Below are 24796 nucleotides of genomic sequence, written 5' to 3'. Positions count from 1 at the left end.
TTCTGGACAACATTGAGGAACCCAAACCGGGCAATGGTTTTTCCCGATTAATGGCACTTCAAGCAACAAGCCGCCGGATGCTAGACATCTGGCGGTTTTTTTGACGATGCTTTGATGATTTTCTGGCGATTTTTAGTGTTTTTGGGTGTTTTTTGAATTTTTTCTGGGTGATGTGTTTTCTGGGTGATGTGTTTTCTGGATCATGATTTAGGTGATTTTTCCGGTACTGGGTTGAGGCTGATTGGGCTGGGATCTTTGGCCGTGACCCAGAACGCCTATTGCGCTCGCCGCCCGATCGGGGCATGGTTGGATCGCCCCTTTGGTTCCCGTTGATGGTTATGGATTCGCCCACCCCATCCCCACCGTCTAATTTTGATCCGTCGGCTGCTCCGGGATCCGTGGGGGTCGATCGGGCCCATTGGCGATCGCAAATCTTGACCAATCCGATGGCCGCCGAACCCTACGCGGCCTTGGGAGAACTGTTGCGGCAGTCGGGCCAGGTGGCCGGGGCGATCGAGGCCTGGTGCAAAGCCTTGGCCCTGGAACCCCAACGAGAAACTTGGTATGCGGGGGCCCTGGCGGCCTTTGATGGGTGGTTAAAGCTGCCATCGGTTTATGAAACCGAGGCCGCCCTCGGGCAGGCGCGATCGAACTATGCCCAAGGATTGGATCGGCTGATTAGCCTCACACGATCGCACCCGGCCCTGATGCAGTTGGCGCTGCAGGCGATCGCCCTGCGGGTTCCTTTCTATTTGAACTACCAGGGCCAGAACGATCGGGCCCTGCAAGAACAATACGGTGCTTGGGTGTGCCAAACCCTAGCCACGGTTTTTCCTGATTTAGCCCCCTTGCAACCCCGCTGGCCCCGTGAGCGATCCTCAGGCGATCGATTACGGATTGGCTATTTCAGCAGCCATTTTTATCACCACTCCGTGATGAAAACCCACCTGGGTTGGTTGCGCCATGCCGATCGCGATCGCCTGGAAATCTATAGCTACTATGCCGGCAATCGCTGGGATGCCACCACGGACGAAGCCCGCCGCCTGAGTGATCGATTTGCCTTTTGGGAAACGGGCAACGACTTCAATCCCCAGCGCTATGCCGCCTTTTGCCGGGCCGCTTGGCAGGATCAGCTTGATGTGGCGGTGATGCTGGATGTGGGCATGGATTCGGTGATGTATCTGATTGGCGGTTGGCGGTTTGCGCCTGTCCAATGCGCCACCTGGGGCCATCCGGTCACTACCGGTCTGCCCACGGTGGACTATTACCTCTCGAGTGATCGGATGGAACCACCCCAGGCCGAAACCCACTACAGCGAAACCTTGATCTGTTTACCGGGATTGGGCATCGCCTACGATCGCCCCCCGATTGCCCCCCAGCCTCAGCTCGATCGGGCCCAACTGGGTCTGGCGGACGACGAAGTGGTTTATCTCTGTTGCCAATCGTTGTATAAGTATTTGCCCCAAGCCGATCGGCTCTGGGTGGAAATTGCCCAAGCGGTTCCCCGATCGCGCCTCGTTTTCCTTGCCAGCCCTTTTCCAGAAGCGGCCCCGCCCTTTGCCCAGCGCCTAGGGGCCGCCTTTGCGGCCGCCGGCCTGGCTTTTGCTGACCACTGCACGATCTTGCCACCCCAATCCCAAACACAGTTTTGGCAACTGAACCAACTGGCCGATATCTTCCTCGACTCGATCGACTGGTCCGGTTGCAACAGCACCCTGGAGGCGATCGCCGCTGGCCTCCCTGTCGTCACCCTGCCCGGAGCCTTGATGCGCGGTCGTCATGCCGCCGCCATCCTCACGGAACTGGGGCTGACGGAAACCATTGCCCAAACCCCCGAAGACTATTGTGATTTGGCGATCGGGTTAGGGTGCGATCGGGCTTGGCGACAGAATCTTCGCTTAGAAATCGCCCAGCGATCGGCCCGCATATTTAACCAAATTCACGGTGTCCGGGCCCTGGAAACTTTCTATGAATCCGCCTTGCAGCGTCGCCAACAGGAATGCACCCCCTGCCCGATCGCCCAAGCCGGAACCTAGCCATTTCCGCGCCATAGGATCTGCCAGCGGGCGCAGGGCCGCACGCCTGGTTCACTCGATGTGAGAAACAAAAGAGCCAATCCGTCACCAACTCCACAGCCCGATCGCTCCACAGCCAAACACCCGCAAAACAAAACAAGGGGCCTTGGCCCCTTGTCAGTCAGCATTCCTGATGACCGATTGATCATGCATTGATCATGCAACTGGATCATGCGCACTGCATGATCACGCCATGCTCAATGGAAATCGTCGCGATAACGATTAGCCGAAACAACCAGATTCGAGCTTAGTTGCCTTCCACCTGTTTCAGGTGAATATGCTTGCGGCCCAGGGTAATTTCAAACTCATCACCCGGCTTCAGATCCATTTGCTTGGTGTAAGCCGAGCCAATCAACAAATTGCCATTCGACTGCACCGTAATCCGATAACTTGCACTGCGGCCGCCCCGACCATTGGGCTTTGCTTTGTTATCGAGTTCAATCCCTTCCGCGTCAATCAACGCGTTATAGAACTTCATCATGTTGACGCGATCAACGCCATCCTTGGTCGTGGTGTAGTAACCACAGGCCCGCGCCTTTTCTTCCTTGCTGGCGTTTTCCAGTTCCTTGACCTTTTCCAGTAGTTGGGCACCGGTCAAGGGTTGCGGGTCGGTCTTTTTGCGCTTGCTCATTGCTGTTTTAATCCAACAGGCTGGTCAATCTAGAGAGTAATGAATGAATTCACTGATACAGCGTTTGCCGGATCTCAGGCGAAAGGCGAAGATGATCGCGGCAATGGCTGCAAACCGGAATTGTTCCGATCGGCAGCTTCCTTCTTGCCAGCAAACGCCTTTGAACATCCCAGTGATTCCCAAAAGATTCCCTGGGACAAGTTGCTTGAATCGGAAGATTGGGGAGATGAGTTCCACCAACCAAGCCGAGCGGTGTTTTTAAACTTCAAGAAGGTAATTTCATGCTAGCATCAGGCTCCATCATGGTACACGATTTGTGTTAAATCGCTAGTGGTTTTTTCAAAAAATCAATGATTGTCTGATTCAGTAGATCTGCTGACAGGATCTCCAAACATCCCTATTCTCGTCTGAGGAGGGATTAACCATCAGAATTTTGCAAGATCAGATGGCGATTCTGGCGTTCTTGAGCCATTGAAGCACCGTGGTCGGCAGCAAACTTGAGGAATGATCTTGATAATCTTCGCGGCACAAGAACGGCGCACTGGGGGCGATTTAGCGCCGGTTCTGGGAGCAAAACGGGGCGATCGGGAGTCATGGTTCCAGCCATGAAGCTAACTGCTCGCGGACGCTACAGCATCAAAGCGATGCTGGATCTCGCCTTGCAACGCGGTCTTGGCCCTTGTCCTGTCCGCGCCATTGCCCAGCGCCAAAATATTCCAATGCCCTATCTGGAAAAATTGCTCATTGAGCTGCGGCGGGCGGGGTTGGTGGAGTCGCTGCGGGGCACTCGAGGTGGCTATCAACTGGCCCGCGACCCTAAGGAAATTTTTTTGGGAGAAATTCTGCGAGCGGTGGGCGAATCATTCACCGCTGCGCTGGGGCAAGAGATGGGTGCAGATTTGGCAGAAGATTGGGTAATGCGATCGCTCTGGAAGCGGCTGGCTCAGAAAATTGGTGACGCGCTCGATCGAATTTCCCTGGAAGATCTTTACTTTGATGCCCGCAGTTGGCAAGCGGCTAAAGGCCAAGACAGCAATTTCATTATCTAGGGAGATTCAAGGTTGCCAGACCCCTTGGCTGGCTCGATCGATCCCAGCCCATTCCCACTGTAGAATTCAACAGCGCGGCGATCGCCCTTGGCCCCGATCGGAGGATCTTTTTCGGGCCCTTGCCTTGGCCCAGATGGGCGATCGCGCTGGGTCTGAACTCGCCGCAATTGGGGGCCCCAGATGGCAAGATTTTTTCGTGAATCCTGCCCTGCTTTGGGAGAATCGCGGCGGTTGTTTGGGTCGTCAATCGTCCCGCAGTGAGCCCCCAAAACCATGCCTTGCGAACAGGCTTCGCGCGGCTACTCCGCAAATAATCGCACCCCAGAATACCGCAAATGTGTGAATCATCCACCAGATCGATCCAAACAGTTACGATTTAATTTCTTAAATTAGTTTTCTCAATTATTCCCAACCGATTCCCATTCATAACCATGACCCCCGCCAATCCATTTCTGCGTTTGGATTACGAACCCGCTTTTCAGTCACTGGGGGACGATTATTTTGACCCGGTGGCGGCCGCCGAATTTCCGATGCATCAATTGCGCTTTCGGAATGATCACCTGTTGCCGAAGCTGGGGCTAGATCCGGCGGCGGTTCGTGACGATGATTTTGTGGCGGCCTTTGGACAATTTGTCGGACGGGAACCGCTGCTGGCCATGCGTTACCACGGCTATCAGTTTGGGGAATATAACCCACGGTTGGGCGATGGACGGGGGTTTTTATATGGCCAAGTGCGGGGCCAAGACGGCGTTCTTTATGATTTGGCCACGAAAGGATCTGGCCAAACCCCCTATTCCCGCAACGGCGATGGGCGCTTAACCCTCAAGGGTGGCGTGCGGGAAGTGTTGGCGACGGAGATGCTCGATCGGTTGGGGGTCAACACATCACGCACCTTGTCACTGATTGAAACGGGCGAAAAACTATGGCGGGGAGATGAACCCTCGCCCACGCGATCGTCCGTAATTGTGCGGATGGGAGAAAGCCACATTCGATTTGGCACGTTTGAGCGGCTGCACTATCTCAAGCGGCCCGATTTAATCGATCGCCTGTTGGCCCATGTGCTGGAAACCTACTATGGCCATTGGGCGTGCGATCGGGATTGGAAAGCCAAGCTCTATGCGGAATTGGTGGAGCGAGTGGCGCGGCTTTGTGCCCAATGGATGGCGGCGGGGTTCTGCCATGCGGTTTTGAACACGGACAATATGTTGATCACGGGCCAGAGTTTCGACTATGGCCCCTATGCCTTCATTCCTACCTACGATTTGCGATTTACGGCGGCCTATTTTGACTATTACGGCCGCTATGCCTATGGCAACCAACCCACCATTTGCCGCTTGAATTTGGAGCTGTTGCAACGGCCGTTGGAGATGGTGATGCCGGTGGCGGATTTAGAAGCCGGACTGGAACGATTCCCAGAACAATATGCTCAAGAATATCGCCGGTTAATGGCGGCCCGACTGGGGTTTGAGCATTTAGCAGAGACGGAGGCGGATGATTTGGTGGAGGCAACGGTGCAATTTTTGGCCGTTTCCCAAACGCCCTATCACGCGTTCTTTGCCAAACTACGCAGCCATTTTTCCCCCAGTTGGCGCGATCGCCCGGAAGACTATGCCAATGATCGCCCCTTTTGGGTGGGGCCCGCTGACAGCAACCCTCAAGGGGAAACCCTGGCCTATTGGGGAAAATGGTGTGAAGTTTATGGGCGAATTTTGCAACAACAATCGGATCAGGACTTGGCGGCCGTGGCTGACCAACTCCAGCGGGCTAACCCGTTGATCACGATCGTCCGGCCCGAAATTGAGCGTGTTTGGGAGGCGATCGACCAGGCCGACGATTGGCAACCCTTCGCGGAACTGCTGAGGGCGATCGGTTCTTAGAGGATGTCTGAAAAGCCAAAATTGCTACTCTGTACGCCCCAGAGATCGATGTAGACAAGGGGCTTAAGCCCCTTGTTCCTACGACAATAATCTTCAGCCCATACTGAAAGATACTTCTCAGACATCCTCTTAGGGTCGCAAGCCGGTAAAAGCTGTAATGATTGGCCACATCAGGACGGGAGTTCTGGATTTTTGTTAAAACGGCAATATTGCAGCCCGATCGAGCCGGCCCAATTCAGCAAGCTCCCACCCTGGCGATTCAGGGCCGTTGCTGGAGTTGCTGGCGGATCATCTGCCGCTGAGGAGATTGTTTTTCAACATAGGTTTGGGGTGATCCGCATGGCGACATTTAAAACCGAAGCCCAAAAAAGCTGTTACGAGAAGATTTTTCCTTGGCTCCAAGGGATTTGGTCCGATGTGGTGATTGATATGGAAGCGCCCCATCCCACGGCTTACATCACCGCCGGTTCTGCCTGTGTGTTGGTGGAGGTGTTGCCCTGGGGGGATGATGATGCGGTGGTGAACACGCGCTCCTATGTGGTGACCAATGTGGATTTGTCACCGGAGCTGATGCACTATCTATTACGTGAGAATGATCGGTTGCTGTTTGGGGCTTTTGGAATCGATGCCGATGGTGATATTTTCCTAAACCATGCGATCGTGGGTTCTGAGTGCGATCGCCCGGAATTGGAAGCATCGGTGCAGGCGGTTTTGTCCTTGGCGGATGAATATGACGATGCGATCGTCTCGCGCTGGGGCGGTCAACGGGCGGTCGATCGCGTGCCCAGTTTGACCTAACGGCTTGAGAGAAATTGATGAGACAAGAACAGTGGCGTGAAGAACGGTGGCGTAAAGGGCAATGGCGCAAAGGGCTAATCCTAATCAGTGGTTCCGTTGCGAGTTTGTGCTTAGCCACAACGGCTAGGGCGATCGCGCCGTCGCTGCCACAACCCAACTTGACTCCGGCTGCCGATCACTGGATGGCCCAAACTACCGACTCCGAAGGGGCGATCGGTCAGGAATCTGCGGACTTTTTTGCCAACCGGGCCCAAGAACGGCTCCGTAGTCGCGACTTCGCCGGGGCGGTGGCGGACTTTTCCAAGGCGATCGAACTGCAACCGGCGGGTCAACTGCCCCCCGCCCAACTGGCTCGGCTCTATTACAGCCGGGGCAATGCCCAATGGAACTTGCAGGCGGCGGAAGCGGCGATCGCGGACTATACCGAAGCCCTGCGTTTGGATCCGCAATTGACTAATGCTCTGGTGAATCGGGGGGTGGTGCGTCGGGCCCGGGGCGACCTGGCCGGGGCGATCGCGGACTATTCAGCGGCCCTGAGTCAAAAAGCGGATGACCCAACCATTTACTACAACCGGGGCAATGCCTATCGCGATCAACAAGATTGGGCCGCGGCTTTGACGGATTACGATCGGGCGATCGCCCTCGATCCCAACTATGTGAATGCCTACATCAACCGGGGAACAGTTCACCGCCAACGGGGCGACGGGGCGGCGGCCTTGGCGGATTTTGACGCGGCGATCGACCGGAATCCCCAATCGGCGGAAGCCCTGTTTAATCGTGGCGTGTTGCGGTTTGACCGGGGCGATCGCCCGGGCGCGGCGGCGGATTTGGATCGGGTGGTGGCCCTGCGGCCCCAGCAGGCCAGCGGCTGGGTGAAGCGCGGCCTGTTGCGCCACATTGCGGGCGATCGCAACCGGGCCATGGCCGACTACGGCCAGGCGATCGCGGTGGATCCCCAAGTGGCCGAAGCCTATAACCTACGCGGGTTAGGCTATTTCCAAATGGGACAAATTCGGGAGGCCCTGGCGGACTTGAACCGGGCGATCGAACTGGATCCGCTCTATGCCAATGCCTATGTCAACCGAGGGATGGTTTATCATCAGCGACGCAACTTTGAAGCCGCGATCGCGGACTATTCAGCGGCCCTGCGGGTGAATGTGGACTATGCGGAAGCCTTCCATGCCAGGGGGTTAGCCCGGGCCGGAATGCGCGATTGGCTCGGGGCGATCGCGGATTATTCCGAGGCCCTGCGGTTGCAGCCCACCTATGCCAACGTCCTGCTGAATCGAGCGAGGGCCCATCGCTCCCGGGGCGATCGGGGGGCGGCGCGGGCAGATCTCCAGGCGGCGGAAGTGATCTACCGCGATCGACAGGATCAAGCCGGTTTGCAACAATTGCGGGAACTGCGGAACTCGCTCTAAATTCCACACCAGGCTCGAAATGCAGACAAGGGGCTGAAGCCCTGTCGTCATTTCCTGAGATCAGACAACAACGGTTGATTTTCCATGCCCCAATCGTCGTAACAAGGGGCTTGAGCATCTTGTCCCCCACGATCTGCTAACGGTGGAATCAGGGTTTCAGGTGATTGGACGACAGGCCCTAAGCCCTTTGTCCCGACTGTGATCGGTGCTTTGCAGATCCCCTCTGTTTGTCCCGAGGGTGATCGGTGCTTTGCAAGTCCTCTTCGTTACTGCTCAGCTTCCTCAGGATCGGGATCGAGATTGGAATCGGGCGCAGGCGTTTCCGGCGGCCGGCGAGATCCATAGCGAGGTTTGGCCTCCGCCACCTTCAGAGGCGATCGCCCGGAAGACGGACTGGGCAGCAAGGTGAGTTGGCCCTTGGCGCGATCGGGTGGGGCCGCCGATGGGGTGGTGGGGCGGCGGCGATCGCTCGTGCGTTCCTCCACCGTGTCCGCCGCCACCACTTCGTAGAGAATGGCCCGTTTGCCCGGTTCACTGCCCTTCCGCAAAATTCGCCCCAACCGTTGAATGAACTGCCGAGTGGAACCGCTGCCCGCCAAGAAAATCGCCACCTTCGCATCGGGCACATCCACCCCTTCATCCAACACATTGGCCACAACGATCGTGCAATAGTCCCCCTGTTTGAACTTTTGCAGAATTTCGTGACGCTCCTTGATCGGCGTTTGGTGGGTGATGGCGGGGATTAAGAATTCCTGGGAAATTCGATAGACCGTGGCGTTGTCGTTGGTGAAAATCAACACCCGATCGGGGTGATGTTGAGCCAATAAATCCGCCAACAGGCGCAATTTGCCATCGGTGCCGAGGGCGATCGCCTTGGCCTCGTGGTGCGCCAGCAAGGCCCGGCGGCCTTCGGCCGATCGGGCAGAAACCTGAATAAACCGCTGCCAGCCATCCAGGGAGCCAAAGCTAATTTTCTGCGATCGCAAAAATTGATTTCGGGTTTGAATCAAGGCCTCGTAGCGGGCCCGCTCCCGATCGGCTAAATTCACCCGAATTTGCACCACCTCGTGATCGGCTAAGGCTTTGCCCGACAAGTCCTCCGGCGCTTTGCGATAGACCTCGGGCCCAATCAGCTCATCCAAATCCACATGGCGACCATCCGCCCGATCGGGCGTGGCCGTTAGCCCCAATCGGTATGGGGCGATCGAACAATCGGCGATCGCCCGATAAAACTGGCTGGGCAGGTGATGACATTCATCAAAAATCAACAGGCCATACTGATTGCCCAGGGTTTCGGCATGAATGGCGGCGCTGTCGTAGGTGGCCACCAACAGGGGCGTTCGATCGCGCGAGCCACCCCCCAACAACCCCACCGCCACATCGGGAAACGCCGCCGACCAATGGGCATACCACTGGTGCATCAAATCCAGCGTGGGCACAATCACCAACGTGCTGCGCGGCGTAGCCACCATGGCCATTTGGGCTAAGTAGGTTTTGCCCGCCGCCGTTGGCAACACCACCACCCCTTGGCGACCCGCCTGTTTCCAGGCCGCCAGGGCCTCCTGCTGGTGGGGATAGGGTTCCATTTGCAACCGGGGTTGCAGTTCCAGGGGGGCAAATTCCTTGGCCTCGTCCTGAAACTCGATCGCCTCGGCCCGCAAGCGTTCCACCAGCGATCGGTATTGATGCGCCGGAATCCGAAACTTTTCGATTCGATCGTCCCAAACGGCCCATTCAATCCAACTGCGGCCCTTGGGCGGTGGATGCAAAATCAGAGTGCCGCGATCGAAACTTAAGCGGGGCAACCGAGCCATGGGCAGCGCAATCGGACAGGGCTGATGGATCTGATAGAACAGAAGTGGAATTGCAGTCATGGTAGCCCGGTTTGGGTTAATCAACGGAGAGCGCCCTATGGTGGCTTGGCGATGGCACTGGTTAGCAATGGTGACGATCTCGCTCGTGGGGGGATCGGTCAGCCTCGGCGGGCCCGTGACGGCGGCCGGGCGCTTGATCCCCAACGATCAACGGTCCCAGTCCCGCCCCCTGCTCCCCCACCGGGCCCAAAATCTCGAGGTCGATCGCCTCATCCAACGGGCCGATGAATTGTTCTATCGCCAAGATCAATACGCCGAAGCTGCCCGGTTATACCAACAGGCGATCGACCAAGGGGGCGAGAATCGCCCCGAGGCCGTTGGCCCCCTGGCCCAATGTCTGATGCTGTTGGGGCGGGATGCGGAGGCCATTCCCCTGTTGCGGCGTTTTGCCAACGGGAACCCGGGCAACGAAACTTGGCTGAGTCGGTTGGCCATTGCGGAATATCGCACCCGCGACTATGCGGCCGCCGAAAAGCATCTGTTGATGGCGATTCAGTCTTGGGAAACCAAACGAGCCAGCGGCGACTTAAACGATATTCAACGGGTGACGCTGCTGGAACAACAAAGCTACGCCTATCGCCAACTGTTGCGAACGCTGATTGCCCAAGGCAAAACCGAGGCGGCCTTGGAGTGGGCCGAACGGGGTCGGGCCCGGGCGCTGGTGGAAGTGTTGATGCAACAGGCCGCCCGCCAGCCCACAACTGAATCCCTGTCGATCGGGCAAATTCGCCAACTGGCCAAACAGCTCAACGCGACCCTCGTCACCTATGCGGTCTTGGGCAAAACCCCGAAGATTATTGGTGATGAATTGGAAGACGACTCGATCGTCGCCATTTGGGCCGTGCAACCCAATGGGTCGATCGCCTTCAAGGAGGTGGATCTCGCCCAAGTGTCCGCCAAATCCCTCACGGAATTGGTGTTGGCGGCCCGGGGAGCCATGACCGCTGTGTTACCCACCGCCGACAGCGCCACCACCGAGCTAAAACGGCTCTACCAATTGTTGATCGCCCCGATCGCCCCTCAATTGCCCCGCGATCCCAAACAACGCTTGGTGTTTGTGGTGCAAGGGGCCACTAACCTGGTTCCCTTTGCGGCCCTCCAGAATCCCAACGGCGATTACCTGGTTCAAACCCAGACGATCGCCACAACGCCATCCCTTCAGGTGTTAGCCATTGCTGAGCAACGCCGTAAAACGCAAACCCCTGCGGCCCAGCCCGGCTTGGTAGTGGGTAACCCGGTCTTAATGCCCGAAGTGCCCGCCGGCCCCGACGGCCAACGGGAGCGGCTGGCTCCTTTGCCCGGAGCCGAAACCGAAGCCCAGGCGGTGGCTCAAATGCTGGGGGTGCAACCGCTGCTGACCGATCAAGCCACCAAAAGCGCGATCGTGGCTGAAATGCCCCATCAACGGATCCTGCATTTCGCCACCCACGGGGTCTTGGATCTGGATGCCAATTTGAACGAGTTTGGCCGCCCGCGCGATCCCAACGCCCCCAAAGCTCGCCACGGCGGCGTGATTGTCAGCCCTGGCTCTGTGATCATTGGCGGCAATGTAACGGTCAATGGCAACAATGCCAACCTCGCCCTAGCGGGGGAAGGGGTGGTGCAGCCGGCCGTGCCCGGCCTCTTGGCCCTGGCTCCCTCCCGAGGGGATGATGGTCTGTTACGAGCCGCAGAAATCGCCACCATGCGCTTGCAAGCCCAGCTCGTGGTGTTGAGTGCTTGTAATACTGGTCGGGGTCGCATTACGGGTGATGGGGTGATGGGTCTGGCGCGATCGTTCCTAGTGGCCGGCGTGCCCACGGTGGTGGCTTCCCTTTGGAAAGTGCCCGACAACCCCACCAAAACGCTGATGATTGCCTTTTATCAAGCACTTCAGCGCAATCCCGATACCGCTGTCGCCCTGCGCAGCGCCATGCTGGAAACCATCAAACAGCATCCAAATCCTCGGGACTGGTCTGCCTTTATCACCGTTGGGGCCCCTTAGGGCGAAAAATCAATCAAACCCTTTCAAAACTCGGCTTGTTGAACCGTCACGAGTAACCCCGCGATCGTTGCCTATCCCGAGCGATCGCTATCCAAGGGTGACCATTGATGCTTCAATTTTCTGGATGATTTCGATTGCCCTTCCCGGATTTTTTCTGGTTTGCCTGATGGGTACTTTATGGACAGTTAGCTCCCTTGGAAACCGTTGGGCCACCAACGCCCTTGGGGGTTAAAAATGGCCATCGAGACTGTTTCTTTTCAGAAATTTGCCCAAAAATTCACCTAGAGGTTGAGTTGGGGATGTTCCTGGCAATGACCTCAGAGACTTGTTTAGAGGATGTCTGAAAAGCCACAGCTACTACTTGCCGGACTTATCGATCGACGCAAGCCAGGAGCTTGGCAGCTCATCCGAACCACTTTTCAGACATCCTCTTAGCAAGAAATTGACCAAGGGACTGACCGAGGAATGGGCTTCGGACTTGACTGGAGAACTGGCTTGAGAACTGACTGGAGAATTAGCTTGAGCGTTTGCTGGAAAGTTTGCCTGAGAGTTTTGATCGCGACCCCATGATTCAACCACGCACTATTCAAGTTTGGGTTGGGGCTGTTTTGGTAATCACCATTCTGCCGTCGCTGTTTGAGTTGGCAGGGGTTTCTTTTTCCACGGTGATCCAGCCCTTGGATCCGACGGTCATCCCTGCCATGACGGATCCCAGCTTTGTGCAGGATCCGGAATTGGTGGATGGGTTACACCGCATGTTGGCGGGTAGTTTTACCCACACCATTTTGGAATGGAGTGCCTTTGCTGCTGCCACTCTGACGGCGGTGTTGGCTTTTTTGCACTTTACATTGCATCGAGATTTGGTCACCCCGCTGATTGGGTTGGTGTTGTTTTATGCCGGTTGTATGGATGCATTTCACACCCTGGCCGCCGATCGCCTGATTGATTCTGCCGGTAGCTCGGTGGACTTAATCCCTTTCACTTGGGTGCTCTGTCGGTTATTTTCTGGCACTATTTTGACCCTGGGATTGGTTGCCATTACGAACACCAACAGTCATCTTTTGCCCGATCGCTGGCAGTGGGTGGGCCGGTCTGGGCTGGGTAGCTCAGCATTAATTGGTTTCGCATCCTTAGGGTTAGGTTTGCTCGCCTATTTAACCATTTGGCTGTGCTTAACCAGTCAGAAACTGCCACCGACCTTGTTTCCCGATGCGATCGTGACTCGTCCTTGGGATTTGGGGCCGTTGGTGTTGTTTGCCCTTTTGGGTTTGTGGGGACTGCCTCGGTTTTATGAAAAATATCCCAGCTATTTTTCTTTGGCCCTTTGGGTCAGCATGATTCCCCAAGTTGCCACTCAGCTCCACATGGTATTTGGTTCGACGACCCTGTTTGATTCGGGGTTTAATATTGCCCATTTCCTGAAAATTGTGGCTTATTTGGTTCCCTTCAGTGGCCTTTGCTTAAGCTATGTGCAGGTGAATCGGGAACGCACCGTGGCGATCGGGGATTTGCGACGGGCCAATGAGTCCCTCACCGAATTGGAGCGTTTGTCGAGCGATCGGGCGGCAGTCCTCAATCAGGTGTTGTTGGATTTGCGCAACACCCAAAGCCAGCTCATCCATGCGGAGAAAATGTCCGGCTTGGGCCAGTTGGTGGCTGGCATTGCCCATGAAATCAACAATCCTGTTAGTTTTATTCGGGGCAATTTGCTGTATGCCAAAAACTACACCAAGGATTTAATTGATGTGGTGCGAGCCTATCAAGAAACCTATCCCGATCGCCCGGAACATCTACAGGACTTGGAGGCGGAATTAGATCTTCCCTTCATCCAAGACGACTTTCTGAAGCTGATGGACTCCATGCAGAATGGGGTGCTGCGAATTAACTCGATCGTCTTGGCTTTGCGCTCCTTTTCTGGTCTGGATGAGGAGGGGATGAAGCCCTTGAATTTGCAGTCGAGCATTAAGCACGCTTTGTTGATTCTGAATCATCGGCTTACGGGCAACGATTCCATGGCCAAAAAAACGGGATTGAGCGTCAATCTCGAAACGCGCTATGAGGCGGTGTCGCCAGTGTTGTGCTATCCCGACCAAATTAATCAGGTTTTGTTGCATTTACTGACCAATGCACTGGATGCGCTGGAGGAGGCAATTCGCCAAGACCGGCAATGCCAAGACCCCAACTGGCAACCCATGTTGGCCGTGTCCCTGGTCAATTTGGGCGATCGGGTGCGGGTGTTGGTGCGGGATAACGGGATGGGGATTCCTGAGTCGGCGCGAGATCAGCTCTTTGATCCCTTTTTCACCACCAAGCCGGTGGGCCGGGGGACGGGTTTGGGTTTGTCCGTGAGCGAAAGAATTGTGAAGTCCCATGGCGGACTAATTGAATTCAGTACGGCGATCGGGCAAGGAACGGAATTTCGGGTGGAGTTGCCGATTAAGCCTGACTCCCTAACCTAGGGGCGCAAAACTCAACCATTTCTATGAAGATTCGAGATCGCGGATTGGATGGGTGATGCTGCGGTGATCGCGTGGCTATGATGATAGGCGGCGATGATGATGGGTGCGTAGCCGATACCGGCGGGCTAGTCGTGGGCTAATCAACGGTCAATTCCATGCAGATCAAGATGGCGATGGATATGGAAATGGATATGGAACCCGAAGCGGTCAACGTTTCTCAAGTTTCGATGGATATCCACGGTGGTATTAAGAGCGCACTCCATCCCACCCATCCTCAAAAGCATCGCCAGCGGGGCCGGAAGCAGCCGAGCCAAAATCCCCAGAACCCCATGGGCCCAAGCTGGGGGCGTTGGTTGGGGGCCATGGCGCTGACCTGCTGCGGCCTGGGAGCGATCGCCCCCGTAGCTTGGGCCAATGACACGCTTCCCTTTGGTGCGCCCTTGCCCGGTGCGCCCGCCGCGCCGATCCCCGAAGCTGAAAGGCCCGCTGCTGCGCCCCCACCGCGCTCTCCCATTGATGTGGAAGTGTTGGAAGCGCCGCGCCCCAGCCCGATCGCGAACCCAACGGCTATGGAAGAAACCGGCTGGGTGGTGGAAGAGGGAGCAGGCTCGGGGGTGACCATGGTGCAGGAACCTCCAACCGCGTCCAGCGCGATCGCCCCGACAAACCCAACCGATCGCAACTTTTTTGAGCCGGTGGTTCCCCGCCAGGGCCGTTATGTGGTCTATGCCCTCGGCGATAGCTTGGGACTGTTTGAGCAGGTTAAACAACTGTCTCCCACGGCGGCTTTTGTCACCTATCGGGGGCAAACGGCTGTGCGGGCTGGGCTATTTGAGCGATCGATCGATGCCACTGCTCGGGTGCGGGAACTGGCTCAACGGGGGATCACTGCTGAAATTGGCGAATTGAGCGAGTCGGCAGCTTCTGGATCCGATGCCACGGTTAATGCCAGCGTCAATTCCTTTAATCGGGTGCAACCGGTTCGATCGCCCCTGCCCGCTCGATCGGGCGCGGCCGGGTGGTCACCAACGTGGGGTTCTAATCAGAATGAACCGGATCCCAGCGCACTTTTTGCCAACTTTGAACCCAATGGCAGCGATCCCCAATGGCAGCCTCCCAGCAACACGGCTCCACTCCCGATGGCGGGCCGCCGGTTGCCCCCCTTGGGGAACACCAGTCGATCGCGCAGTTTGCCCGAGCCACCACCGGAACCCATGGCCAGCCTGCCGGATTCGGAACCGATCGTTGCGCCAGCCCCCAGCCGCCTTGCGCCTTTGCCTCGATCGAGCAATCAGCTTCCCAGCACCCTGGCCGCTGCCAACTCCACGGCCACCAATGACCCGGCCTATTTTGTGGTGGTGACCAACGGGCGATCGCCCCTCGCACAATTGATTAACCGGCTCAGTGAACTGGGGGTTCCGGCTTCCAGTGTTTTCCCCAACGAAACCGGCGGTCTGCGTATTGGCCCCTTTGCCGACCAATCCATGGCCCAACAGTGGCGATCGCGTCTTGGGGCTGCCAACCTAACCACCGAGCTGATGCAAAACGGCTGGATCATCGACGGCAATAATCTCTAAGAGGATGTCTGAAAAGCCAAACTTGCTACTCTGTATGCTCCAGCAATCAACGCAAACAAGGGGCTTAAGCCCCTTGCCCCCACGATAATTGATGCTTGGCCCGTACTGAAAGATACTTCTCAGACATCCTCTAAGGCATCCCTAAGGCAGTCGCCTCCGCGTTCATGGCCCCTGTTCATGGCCCCTGTTCATGGCCCGCGATCTGGCGCGATCGCCCCTTCACCCGCCGCCAGGGTTTGGCCATGGGCGCAATAGCCCTGCAACAGCTTGAGTCGCTCTTGCATGGTCGATCGGCGCTGGGCAAAGGTCGCCGGTTGGCGAGCCATTCGCAAAAATGCCCAATCCGTTTCCAGCAAACGTAACTGTTTGTAAATTTCCACTTGCAGTGATTGCTCCAGGCCGCTGCCCTCCGCCAGCCCCGTCACCGCCATCCGCAGATCGGCCAACACTTCATTCAGATCCGCCGGAGGCTGGGTTGCCGCTTGCAAGCGCAATTCAAAGCATTCCAGCGCCAATCGTAGTTTTTCGTAGCCTCGATCCGATAAACTGCGATTATTGGCTGATTCAAGCGAGTCAAGCGCTTCTTTTTTGAGATTTGACGTATTTTTACTCATCGAATCGGGAGATTGCATAGGGCGATCGGTCGTAATGAAGGGACGGAGATCAGGGCGATCGGGTGTAATCCAAAAAACATCATTCCCAATTGCGTGAAACCGAAGAGAATTTAGTAGAATCTATTGCATTTCATAAAAATTTCCTCCAACCTTCGGGCCGTTCACAAACCACAGTCCAAAGGTCAGGGATGCTTAGAAAATTTGGTTGAAGCATGACAGAAACCAGCTTTCTAAGTTAGACCTAATTACAGCGTTCTCTAAATTTAAAACTCCTTTTAGCGATAACGGCCTCAGCCGCTGTGTTGTCCCCAGCCAGGGCCAGGGGGTTAACAGCACCCTAGCAGTTTGAGGCTCTTCTTGTCGTCTCCGCAGGTCATTTTGCTTTCAGGCTCTTTGTTTTGAATTGCTGAGTTGATGTGTGATGTTCCCTCAGCCTGGGGTCATCACTCGGCCCCATTTCAGCCAGCCTTTTCCCCGTCTAAGCATTCACTTTGGTTGGTCATTGGTTCGCCATTGGTTCAGCTCCAGCCCTGAAGAATCGCCGTTTCCGATCGCCCTTTGCGCGGATTGGGCTTGATTGCACAACCTTCAGGCTGGGGATCATTCTCATCCATGGGAATTGGCCAATGGAATGACCATTACTCGTTCGATCGCTCCTCACCCCCCATCCCAGACCCTAATTTTTTCCCTCAAAAATCCTATGGTTGTCGCCGTTTCCCACCATTACTCGCCCGTTGATGAATATCCCAGTCTGTCGCTGCCCACTTGGCTCAGCCAATGTTTAATGGAGGATTTTCATCATCCCCAAGGCGCGGAACGCCCCCTAGGCAACAGCTTGATTTGTCGAGCCTTTCAATTTGCCTATGATCTGCATCAAGATCAATATCGGGCTTCCGGCGAACCCTACATTGCCCATCCGGTGGCCGTGGCTGGTTTGCTGCGAGAATTGGGGGGCAGCCCCGAGATGATTGCAGCGGGTTTTCTACACGATATTGTGGAAGACACGGCTACAACCCTGGAAGATTTGGAAGCCAAGTTTGGTGCAGAAGTGCGATTTTTGGTGGAAGGGGTCACGAAACTTTCTAAGTTTAATTTTTCGAGTAAAAAAGAGCAGCAAGCGGAGAATTTCAGGCGTATGTTTTTGGCGATGGCCAAGGACATTCGCGTGATTGTGGTGAAATTGGCCGATCGCCTGCACAATATGCGAACTTTGGAGCACCTGGCTCCGGAAAAACAGCGCCGGATTTCCCAAGAAACCATGGATATTTTTGCGCCCTTGGCCAATCGCTTGGGCATTGGGCGCTTCAAGTGGGAATTGGAAGATCTGTCGTTTAAATATCTTCAACCGGATGCCTATCGGGAAATTCAAGAACTGGTGGCGGAAAAACGCACCGATCGCGAGGCCCGGCTCGATCGGGTGTTGCAAATTCTGCGCGATCGGCTTAATCAACTCGGCATTCAAAGCGCCGAAACCAGCGGCCGGCCCAAGCATCTCTATGGCATCTACCAAAAGATGCAGCGCCAGAATAAAAGCTTCTGGGAAATTTATGACATTGCTGCCGTGCGCGTCATTGTCCAATCGGTTGATGAATGTTACCGCGCTTTAGCCGTGGTTCATGATGAATTTCGCCCCATTCCTGGCCGGTTCAAGGATTATATTGGTCTGCCCAAACCCAACCGCTATCAATCGCTTCATACCTCAGTGATTGGCTTGACGGGACGGCCCTTGGAGGTGCAAATTCGCACCGAAGAAATGCATCGGGTGGCGGAATACGGGATTGCAGCTCACTGGAAATATAAGGAAACAGGTGGTAGCCACTTGGCCGCTAGCACCGATGATGAAAAGTTTATTTGGCTGCGGCAATTGCTGGAATGGCAAAGCGATCTGAAAGATGCGCATGAGTATCTGGAAAATGTTAAGAAAAATCTCTTTGAGGATGAGATTTATGTCTTTACACCCAAGGGCGATGTGATTGCCCTCAGCAACCATGCAACCCCGGTGGATTTTGCTTACCGAATTCATACGGAGGTGGGCAACCATTGCGCGGGGGCCCTGGTGAATCGCCGGATGGTGACCCTGGACACGGGCCTACAAAATGGCGACATCATTGAGATCATCACCCAGAAAAATGCGCACCCCAGCCTCGACTGGCTGAACTTTGTGGTGACGGCCACGGCCCGCAACCGAATCCGGCTGTGGTACAAGCGATCGCGCCGGGAAGAAAACATCAGCCGCGGCCGCGAACTACTGGAAAAGGAACTGGGTAAGCAGGGGTTTGAAAGTTTTCTGAAGTCCGCGCCCATGCAGGCGGTGGCGGAACGCTGCAACTACCACAGCGTGGATGACACCCTGGCCGCGTTGGGCTACGGGGAAATTACGCTGAATATGCTGCTGGGGCGAATTCGTGAGGTGGTGAAAACCGCGCAACCGGTGGCCGAGGCGGTGATTATGCCATCGTCCAGCCCGCGCCCCCACGGGGATTCGGGGTCAAATCGCCATCGCCTGTCGCCCATTTTGGGGGTAGAGGGGCTGTTGCATCACATGGCGGGCTGTTGTCACGCGGTGCCGGGTGAGCCGATCGTGGGGGTGGTGACCCGCAGCAGCCGGGGCTTGGCCATTCACCGCCAAGATTGCAGCAATTTGGCCAATGTGCCGGGCGATCGTCTGGTGCCGGTGAGCTGGAACCCCGAGGTGACCAATGTGGGTCGCCAGCCCACCTATCCGGTGGAAATTCGGGTGGAAACAATCGATCGGGTGGGGGTGCTCAAGGATATCCTGACCCGACTGGCGGACTCGAATGTGAACGTAAACCGGGCCGCCGTGAAAACCAAACCGGGCGAAACGGCGATGATCACCTTGGGCATTGACATTTGCGATCGAACTCAGCTCGATCGGGTCTTTACCCACATCCGCAAGATGAGCGACGTGATTGATCTGCGGCGGGTTTTCCAAAACGCGGAATAGTGATCAACAGAAATGCCTGTGGGGGCGCACGGCCGTACACCCGTACGCTCCTACTTGGGCGCTGTTGTTGCTGAGGCCTGCTGCTTAGGCTCCCATGCCGGAATATTGCCGCAGTCCCCGCCGCCAGAGCCAACGGTTCAAGCCATAGAAAAAGCCACTCCACAGCCCGATCGCCAAGAGTCCCTTACCCCAATCCACCGGTAATCCCATCAACAGGGCGGCGGGAAAGTGGATCAGATAAGGGAATGGAGTCCATTCCACAATCGATCGCACCGTGGGCGGAAACACTTCCAACGGAGCCAAAATTCCTGACCCCAGGAGATAGATAAAAAACCAAGCCTGTTCCAGGGCGGCGGCTTTTTCCATCCAAAATGCCCCCATGGCAAAGGTGTATTGAATTAAAAAACGCAGGCCAAAGGCCAAAAGCGTAATGATCATAAACCCCAAGAGATTTGCGGCGCTGGGCAGCCAAAATGATTGGGGATAGAGCACAAAAAATAAGATCACGAGTAACCCAATGATCGGCAGTCGCACAAATCGCTCCGTGAGGTGGGAAACGAGATGATGCCAAACCGGGTCGATCGGCTGTAGTAGTTTGGGCGAAAGGAGTCCTTGGTTCACTTCTTTTTCAAACTCCCAAACCACCCAAACCACGTTCATTTGCCGAGCAATAAATGCGGCCAGGTAATATTGAGCAAATTGGATGGAAGACAGCCCAAATTGCCCGGTTTCCGCCGCTTTGACCCAAGCACCCATCAAAATGAACGGTACGGCTCCCGAAAGGGCCCATAGCAATAATTCCGCCCGATATTCCAACATATAGGCGTAATAGGTGGTGCTCAGGGCACGGAGGATGGCTCCCGATCGCCGAATTTGCGAAATCAAGGGCTTAGGGGGGTGAGGAGTGGGTTTCATGGGTGAAGTGGCGATGGATTTCTAATCGAGTAGTTCCCATAGATGGGTTCTCGATGGATGAGTTCCCGATGATGAAACTGTTAATCAATCAGGACGTAGATCAAACAGTAATCAAATCGTAATCAGAGAATAATCAAAAACAGCAATCAAAAAACAGCAGTCAAAAAGAGTAATCAAAACAGTAATTAAGAAGAACGGTCAAAACAACATAGTCAAAAAAGGTAGCTCGAAAAAGGTAGCTCAAAAACAGTAAATCAAATCGTGAGGGACTGAGGCAGGGGGCATGGATTTTCAAAGACTACAGTCGATCGCCGATCGCCATGGGTTTTCGTTGGCAGCGGTCAGCCATTTGGCAGATAGGATTCGATCGGGACGCGGAGCCATGGCCCAGTTTAATCACCCGGAGTTGGGCGGGTCGGGCCAATGGATGCAGGGGGGGATGCTGATGATTGGGGATTTGTTTAATCAGTCCCTGAAGGCTCGGGTAGCCAACTTGTGCCAGGACTTGTACCAGGACTGGTGCCAAACTGGGGCGACAGAATTCCCCGCAACCCCACCGTCGGGTGTTTCCCACTCAACCCAGGTGCAATTTCAAAGCGCCCCGATCGCCCCACCCAGTCAGCCATCTCGCCAGCCTTCCAGTCCAGCCCCCTCAAGCCAACCCTCTAGCCAACCCTTCAACCAACCCTCTAGCCAACCGCTGTATTCGTGGAACCCCATGCCCCCCATGGATTTTGGGGCGGGCGATTGCTGGTGGCCCATAGACTGGGGCCAGCCCTCAATCCAAGGCCGCCAAAACCATCTGGACTATGCTTATTTTGCGTCGTTCAATCGCCTGGCCCTGCGACAGGGCGCAATGGTGACCTTTTATGACACCACGGGCTATCAGATCACGGGATTCAGCCAGCAACAAACGACGGAAAGCCAAGGGCTGATTTGTTTCAGTTCCCGGGGACAGGTGGCAGTTCGTCAGTTCCCACAGTTAGTTTGAGCATTGCCTCGACCGTTGCCATCCATGACTAGCGAACAGACCTTGGGCCTTCTACTGTTGCTAACCCTTTGTCCGGCTTTGGGCGCTTTGCCCCTCACGGACTGGATCGTGCGTTGGGGCACGGGCAAACGGTTGCGACGGTTGGGCACGGGAAATGTCAGCGTCTCGGCGGCTTTTTACCATGGGGGGGCCTGGTGGGGCCTGTTGGCTGTGTCGGGGGAGGCCCTGAAGGGCTTGGGGGCGGTGTGGTTGGCTCGGCAGTTTTTCCCGATCGAGTCGGGCTGGGAATGGCTGACGATCGGGGGTGTTGTGTTGGGGCGCTATTGGGTGGGCCGAGGCGCGGGCATGACCAACGCCACTTGGGGGGCGATCGCCCATGAACCCAGTGCAGCGCTGTTGACGGGGTTGTTGTCGGTGTCCGGGTTTGCTTTCACGCGCGATCGCCAAACCAGTCGGCTATTGGCCCTGGCGCTCTATCCCCTGATGTTGGGGTTGCTGAACCCCAATGGGGTCGATCGGGTGGTGGGGGCTATGTTGGTGGCGGCTTTGCTGGCCTGGATTTGCCAAACCATGCCCGAGGATCTGGCCTTGGGGCGATCGGGAGCGGCCGCCGGTTCCCAAGGGGCCATGGGCTTTTTTCAAGGCAAGGCAGATTCAATGCTCTCTCTCGATCAACCACTGGATCCACAACGGGCCGGCACAAAGGCCGCCACCCTGTCCCGCTTGAAGGCTTGGGGCTATCCGGTTTTGCCCGGTTGGATTTTGCTGCCGGGAGATGATCCCGTGCTGTTGGCCAATCGCCTAGCCGGCCAGGGTGAGTTAACCGAAGGGGTGGCCCAAGCCATTTTTGATCCGCCTTTGATTGTGCGATCGTCCGCGATCGGGGAAGACGGCGATCGCTCGGCCGCCGCTGGTTTGTATTGCACGGTCAGTGATGTGCGTACCCCCTTGGAGTTGGTGGAAGCGGCGGCGGTGGTTTTTGTGTCCTATGACGCACCGGAGGCGATCGAGTATCGGCGCGATCGCAACCTGCCTGATGCCAGCATGGCCGTGCTGGTGCAGCCACAAATTGCCGGAGCCTTCTCGGGAGTGGCCTTCAGCCGCGATCCCGTGACGCAACAGGGCGAAGCGGTTTTGGTGGAAGCCTTGCCCGGTTCCGCCGCCCAGGTGGTTTCCGGGCGCATCACCCCCGAATCGTACCGGATTGATCTGAGTGAATTAGACGTGACGGCCTGGCGAGAGTCCCGATCGGTTGCCTTTCCGGGCCCGGCCAATCCGCCCCAGTCGATCGAGTCAGAATTGCGGGCCCTCGCCACCAGCACGCGCCCCCTAACCGCCGAAACCGGAACCGGTGACGTACCCGGCTGGTTGGTGCGGGAAGTGGCCCTGCTGGCGCGGGACTTGGAATCTCACTTTGACGGCATTCCCCAGGATGTGGAATGGACTTTTGACGGCCAGCACCTATGGATTTTGCAGGCTCGCCCCATCACCACCCTGCTACCCATTTGGACAAGGCGGATGGCCGCGGAAGCCATTCCCGGCGTAATTCGGCCCCTCACTTGGTCTATTAATCGGCCGATGACCTGCGGAGCTTGGGGGCGGCTGTTCACGCTGGTTTTGGGCGATCGGGCAACGGGGCTAGATTTTTTGGAAACGGCCACCCTGTTCCACGGCCGCGCCTATTTCAACGTCACCCTGCTGGCGGATCTGTTTCGGCGGATGGGCTTGCCGCCCGAGAGTTTGGAAGCCCTCACCCACGGGGGCAAAATGAGCCGGCCACCCCTCACGGCCACCCTGCGCAACTTGCCGGGGCTGTGGCGGCTATTGGGTCGGGAATGGAATTTAGATCGATCGTTTCAGCGCGACTGGGAACAGTGGTTTGAACCCGGACTCCAAAACCTGGAAACCCTGCCAGCAGAACAGTTTTCGGAGCCAGAACGCCTGTTGGTGCGGGCAGAGCAAATTATGGGGCTGCTCGATCGCGTCACGGAGTACAGCATTTTGGCCCCCCTGAGTGCGGCCCTGCGCCAGGCGATCGGTCGCCGCAAACCGGAGCAACTGGATCCCAGCCGCCACCCGGAAGTGGCCGCCACCCGCTGGCTTCAGAATTTGGCTCAACGGATGCAAGCGGTTTTGTCCTTGGAGCGAATTCGCGCCTTGGATCAGGCCCCGGCCGTTTGGGCAGCCTTGGCGGAGTCACCGGAAGGACGGGAAATTCTCGCCAGCTTTCAGGTGTTTTTGGACACCTATGGCTATTTGAGTGAAGTGGGAACCGATGTGGCCGTGCCCACTTGGCGCGAGGCGGTGGAGATTCCGCAGACCCTGCTGTTGCAGTTGGCCAAAGCCCCGATCACTCAGCCCAGTAGCCCTCGTCGCCAAACTTCGATCGCCCAGCGTCGTTTGGATTTGAAAGGGCAGGTGGCAGAACTTTACAACAAACTGCTGGCGCAACTGCGATGGACCTTTGTGGCTCTGGAACAGCAGTGGCAAGCGATCGGCCTGTTGCAGCAGGAAGGCGACATTTTTTATCTGGAATTAGCTGAAATCCGGCAATGGGTGGCCCACCCCCAAAACCAAAACCTGCGGCGGATTCTGACCGCCCGGATTGCCCAACGCCGCCAGGCCTTTGCCGATTGGTGCGAAACGCCGGCCGCTCCGTTGGTTTATGGCCAAGAGCCGCCCCTTTGTGCGCTGGAGTGGAGTGCGGCGGCGGCGCGATCGACCCTGCGTGGGTTAGGGGGCAGTCCCGGCCGGGTGGAGGGGCGCGTGATTGTGATTCGATCACTGAGTGAACTGACCCTGGCTCCGGCGATCGATCAGCGATCCATTTTGGTAATTCCCCATGCGGATGCGGCTTGGGGGCCCCTCCTGGTGCGAGCGGGTGGCCTCGTTTGCGAGGCGGGGGGGCGTTTGTCCCACGGGGCGATTGTGGCGCGGGAATATCGGATCCCAGCGGTGATGGACATTCCCAACGCCACCCAAAAACTCCGCACGGGGCAACTGTTGCGGCTGGATGGCACAACCGGCACGATCGAGATCTTAGATTGATTGACCTGGGGGCCGGCTCGATCGTCCGGTTTATCGGCTGGGAAATACTTCCCTGTCAATCACAGCTCGATCGGGCATGAATCGTTAATCAACAATGGCAGTGCAGTCAATTTCTACTAAGACATTCTTGGGCAAACGAGCCACTTCCACGGTCGCGCGAGCCGGAGCCGTTGCCTCATCAAAGTATTTGGCATAAACGCCATTCACCGTGGCGAAATCATCCATATTTGCCAAGAAAATTGTGGTTTTCACCACATTCGCAAAACTGGTTCCCCCAGCTTCTAAAACTGCTTGTAGATTTTGCATCACTCGTTCCGTTTGGGCTGCCACATCACCTTCATGGACGAGCTGATTGGTGGCTGGATCAATCGAGATTTGACCCGACGCAAATAGCATTCCATTGGCCACGATCGCTTGGTTATACGGGCCAACGGGGTTAGGCGCTTTGTCGGTTTGAATCACTTGTTTAGACATGATCGGTTTCAGAGTGGTGCAAGTAACAAGAAGTCAGCAAAATC

General features: G+C 56.4%; 17 protein-coding genes. 12 read left to right on the top strand and 5 right to left on the bottom strand.

Annotated features, from left to right (window positions below; genetic code table 11):
• The first annotated feature begins 338 nt into the window (after nt 1–338).
• Nucleotides 339–2036, top strand: a complete 1698-nt coding sequence (locus AC2IAX_RS02765; protein ID WP_494389229.1) for an O-linked N-acetylglucosamine transferase, SPINDLY family protein — start codon at nt 339–341, stop codon at nt 2034–2036.
• 286 nt (nt 2037–2322) lie between these two features.
• Here the strand turns inward: AC2IAX_RS02765 and AC2IAX_RS02760 are convergent, their stop codons facing one another.
• Nucleotides 2323–2706, bottom strand: a complete 384-nt coding sequence (locus tag AC2IAX_RS02760) for an AbrB family transcriptional regulator (protein ID WP_099532113.1) — start codon at nt 2704–2706, stop codon at nt 2323–2325.
• A gap of 39 nt (nt 2707–2745) precedes the next feature.
• On the opposite strand from AC2IAX_RS02760, the gene AC2IAX_RS02755 reads away from it, so the two are divergent.
• The 5 genes from AC2IAX_RS02755 (at nt 2746) to AC2IAX_RS02735 (ending at nt 7851) form a co-directional block, all read left to right on the top strand.
• On the top strand, nt 2746–2994 hold the full coding sequence (locus AC2IAX_RS02755) for a hypothetical protein (RefSeq protein WP_494389228.1): 249 nt from the start codon (nt 2746–2748) through the stop codon (nt 2992–2994).
• 317 nt (nt 2995–3311) lie between these two features.
• The gene (locus AC2IAX_RS02750) at nt 3312–3755 is read left to right on the top strand and encodes an RrF2 family transcriptional regulator (RefSeq protein WP_099532115.1); all 444 of its coding nucleotides are present in this window, start codon (nt 3312–3314) and stop codon (nt 3753–3755) included.
• Nucleotides 3756–4186: 431 nt separating this feature from the next.
• Nucleotides 4187–5632, top strand: a complete 1446-nt coding sequence (locus AC2IAX_RS02745) for a protein adenylyltransferase SelO (protein ID WP_494389227.1) — start codon at nt 4187–4189, stop codon at nt 5630–5632.
• A 339-nt stretch (nt 5633–5971) separates the two neighbouring features.
• Nucleotides 5972–6430, top strand: a complete 459-nt coding sequence (locus tag AC2IAX_RS02740; protein ID WP_099534564.1) for a T3SS (YopN, CesT) and YbjN peptide-binding chaperone 1 — start codon at nt 5972–5974, stop codon at nt 6428–6430.
• A 17-nt stretch (nt 6431–6447) separates the two neighbouring features.
• Nucleotides 6448–7851, top strand: a complete 1404-nt coding sequence (locus AC2IAX_RS02735) for a tetratricopeptide repeat protein (protein WP_494389226.1) — start codon at nt 6448–6450, stop codon at nt 7849–7851.
• 266 nt (nt 7852–8117) lie between these two features.
• Here the strand turns inward: AC2IAX_RS02735 and AC2IAX_RS02730 are convergent, their stop codons facing one another.
• Nucleotides 8118–9665 (bottom strand): DEAD/DEAH box helicase, encoded by a 1548-nt coding sequence (locus tag AC2IAX_RS02730; RefSeq protein WP_494390262.1) that lies wholly within the window; start codon nt 9663–9665, stop codon nt 8118–8120.
• Nucleotides 9666–9762: 97 nt separating this feature from the next.
• Between AC2IAX_RS02730 and AC2IAX_RS02725 the strand changes: the two genes are divergently transcribed.
• From AC2IAX_RS02725 to AC2IAX_RS02715, 3 genes are all read left to right on the top strand, one after another.
• A complete protein-coding gene (locus AC2IAX_RS02725; RefSeq protein WP_494389225.1) occupies nt 9763–11709 on the top strand; it encodes a CHAT domain-containing protein in 1947 nt (648 codons plus the stop codon).
• 566 nt (nt 11710–12275) lie between these two features.
• Entirely contained in the window at nt 12276–14168 is a 1893-nt protein-coding gene (locus AC2IAX_RS02720; RefSeq protein ID WP_494389224.1) for an ATP-binding protein, read from the top strand.
• A 155-nt stretch (nt 14169–14323) separates the two neighbouring features.
• On the top strand, nt 14324–15745 hold the full coding sequence (locus tag AC2IAX_RS02715) for an SPOR domain-containing protein (RefSeq protein ID WP_494389223.1): 1422 nt from the start codon (nt 14324–14326) through the stop codon (nt 15743–15745).
• Nucleotides 15746–15933: 188 nt separating this feature from the next.
• On the opposite strand, the gene patD is transcribed toward AC2IAX_RS02715, so the two are convergent.
• Nucleotides 15934–16377 carry a heterocyst frequency control protein PatD gene (gene patD, locus AC2IAX_RS02710; RefSeq protein WP_494389222.1) on the bottom strand — a complete coding sequence of 148 codons (444 nt, stop codon included), beginning with the start codon at nt 16375–16377 and terminating at the stop codon, nt 15934–15936.
• A gap of 682 nt (nt 16378–17059) precedes the next feature.
• On the opposite strand from patD, the gene AC2IAX_RS02705 reads away from it, so the two are divergent.
• A complete protein-coding gene (locus AC2IAX_RS02705; protein ID WP_494389221.1) occupies nt 17060–19324 on the top strand; it encodes a RelA/SpoT family protein in 2265 nt (754 codons plus the stop codon).
• Between the two features lie 84 nt (nt 19325–19408).
• Here the strand turns inward: AC2IAX_RS02705 and AC2IAX_RS02700 are convergent, their stop codons facing one another.
• Nucleotides 19409–20143, bottom strand: a complete 735-nt coding sequence (locus AC2IAX_RS02700; protein WP_494390261.1) for an ABC transporter permease — start codon at nt 20141–20143, stop codon at nt 19409–19411.
• 379 nt (nt 20144–20522) lie between these two features.
• On the opposite strand from AC2IAX_RS02700, the gene AC2IAX_RS02695 reads away from it, so the two are divergent.
• Together AC2IAX_RS02695 and AC2IAX_RS02690 are read left to right on the top strand one after the other, a co-directional pair.
• On the top strand, nt 20523–21230 hold the full coding sequence (locus AC2IAX_RS02695) for an SHOCT domain-containing protein (protein ID WP_494389220.1): 708 nt from the start codon (nt 20523–20525) through the stop codon (nt 21228–21230).
• Between the two features lie 24 nt (nt 21231–21254).
• Nucleotides 21255–24278 (top strand): glycerol-3-phosphate acyltransferase, encoded by a 3024-nt coding sequence (locus AC2IAX_RS02690; protein WP_494389219.1) that lies wholly within the window; start codon nt 21255–21257, stop codon nt 24276–24278.
• Nucleotides 24279–24362: 84 nt separating this feature from the next.
• On the opposite strand, the gene AC2IAX_RS02685 is transcribed toward AC2IAX_RS02690, so the two are convergent.
• Nucleotides 24363–24752 (bottom strand): RidA family protein, encoded by a 390-nt coding sequence (locus AC2IAX_RS02685; protein WP_494389218.1) that lies wholly within the window; start codon nt 24750–24752, stop codon nt 24363–24365.
• Nucleotides 24753–24796: the final 44 nt, after the last annotated feature.

It is taken from the genome of Limnothrix sp. HT2024, from assembly GCF_059138625.1.
This window is presented reverse-complemented; position numbering and strand designations above follow the sequence as displayed.

Excerpts from the sequence above, each read along its gene's own strand:
- AC2IAX_RS02755 (WP_494389228.1), top strand. The coding sequence starts at position 2,746 with ATGAATGAATTCACTGATACAGCGTTTGCCGGATCTCAGGCGAAAGGC.
- AC2IAX_RS02690 (WP_494389219.1), top strand. The coding sequence starts at position 21,255 with ATGACTAGCGAACAGACCTTGGGCCTTCTACTGTTGCTAACCCTTTGT.
- AC2IAX_RS02735 (WP_494389226.1), top strand. The coding sequence starts at position 6,448 with ATGAGACAAGAACAGTGGCGTGAAGAACGGTGGCGTAAAGGGCAATGG.
- AC2IAX_RS02750 (WP_099532115.1), top strand. The coding sequence starts at position 3,312 with ATGAAGCTAACTGCTCGCGGACGCTACAGCATCAAAGCGATGCTGGAT.
- AC2IAX_RS02760 (WP_099532113.1), bottom strand. The coding sequence starts at position 2,706 with ATGAGCAAGCGCAAAAAGACCGACCCGCAACCCTTGACCGGTGCCCAA.
- patD (WP_494389222.1), bottom strand. The coding sequence starts at position 16,377 with ATGCAATCTCCCGATTCGATGAGTAAAAATACGTCAAATCTCAAAAAA.
- AC2IAX_RS02705 (WP_494389221.1), top strand. The coding sequence starts at position 17,060 with ATGGTTGTCGCCGTTTCCCACCATTACTCGCCCGTTGATGAATATCCC.
- AC2IAX_RS02700 (WP_494390261.1), bottom strand. The coding sequence starts at position 20,143 with ATGTTGGAATATCGGGCGGAATTATTGCTATGGGCCCTTTCGGGAGCC.
- AC2IAX_RS02715 (WP_494389223.1), top strand. The coding sequence starts at position 14,324 with ATGCAGATCAAGATGGCGATGGATATGGAAATGGATATGGAACCCGAA.
- AC2IAX_RS02695 (WP_494389220.1), top strand. The coding sequence starts at position 20,523 with ATGGATTTTCAAAGACTACAGTCGATCGCCGATCGCCATGGGTTTTCG.
- AC2IAX_RS02725 (WP_494389225.1), top strand. The coding sequence starts at position 9,763 with ATGGTGGCTTGGCGATGGCACTGGTTAGCAATGGTGACGATCTCGCTC.
- AC2IAX_RS02720 (WP_494389224.1), top strand. The coding sequence starts at position 12,276 with ATGATTCAACCACGCACTATTCAAGTTTGGGTTGGGGCTGTTTTGGTA.
- AC2IAX_RS02730 (WP_494390262.1), bottom strand. The coding sequence starts at position 9,665 with ATGGCTCGGTTGCCCCGCTTAAGTTTCGATCGCGGCACTCTGATTTTG.
- AC2IAX_RS02765 (WP_494389229.1), top strand. The coding sequence starts at position 339 with ATGGATTCGCCCACCCCATCCCCACCGTCTAATTTTGATCCGTCGGCT.
- AC2IAX_RS02745 (WP_494389227.1), top strand. The coding sequence starts at position 4,187 with ATGACCCCCGCCAATCCATTTCTGCGTTTGGATTACGAACCCGCTTTT.
- AC2IAX_RS02685 (WP_494389218.1), bottom strand. The coding sequence starts at position 24,752 with ATGTCTAAACAAGTGATTCAAACCGACAAAGCGCCTAACCCCGTTGGC.
- AC2IAX_RS02740 (WP_099534564.1), top strand. The coding sequence starts at position 5,972 with ATGGCGACATTTAAAACCGAAGCCCAAAAAAGCTGTTACGAGAAGATT.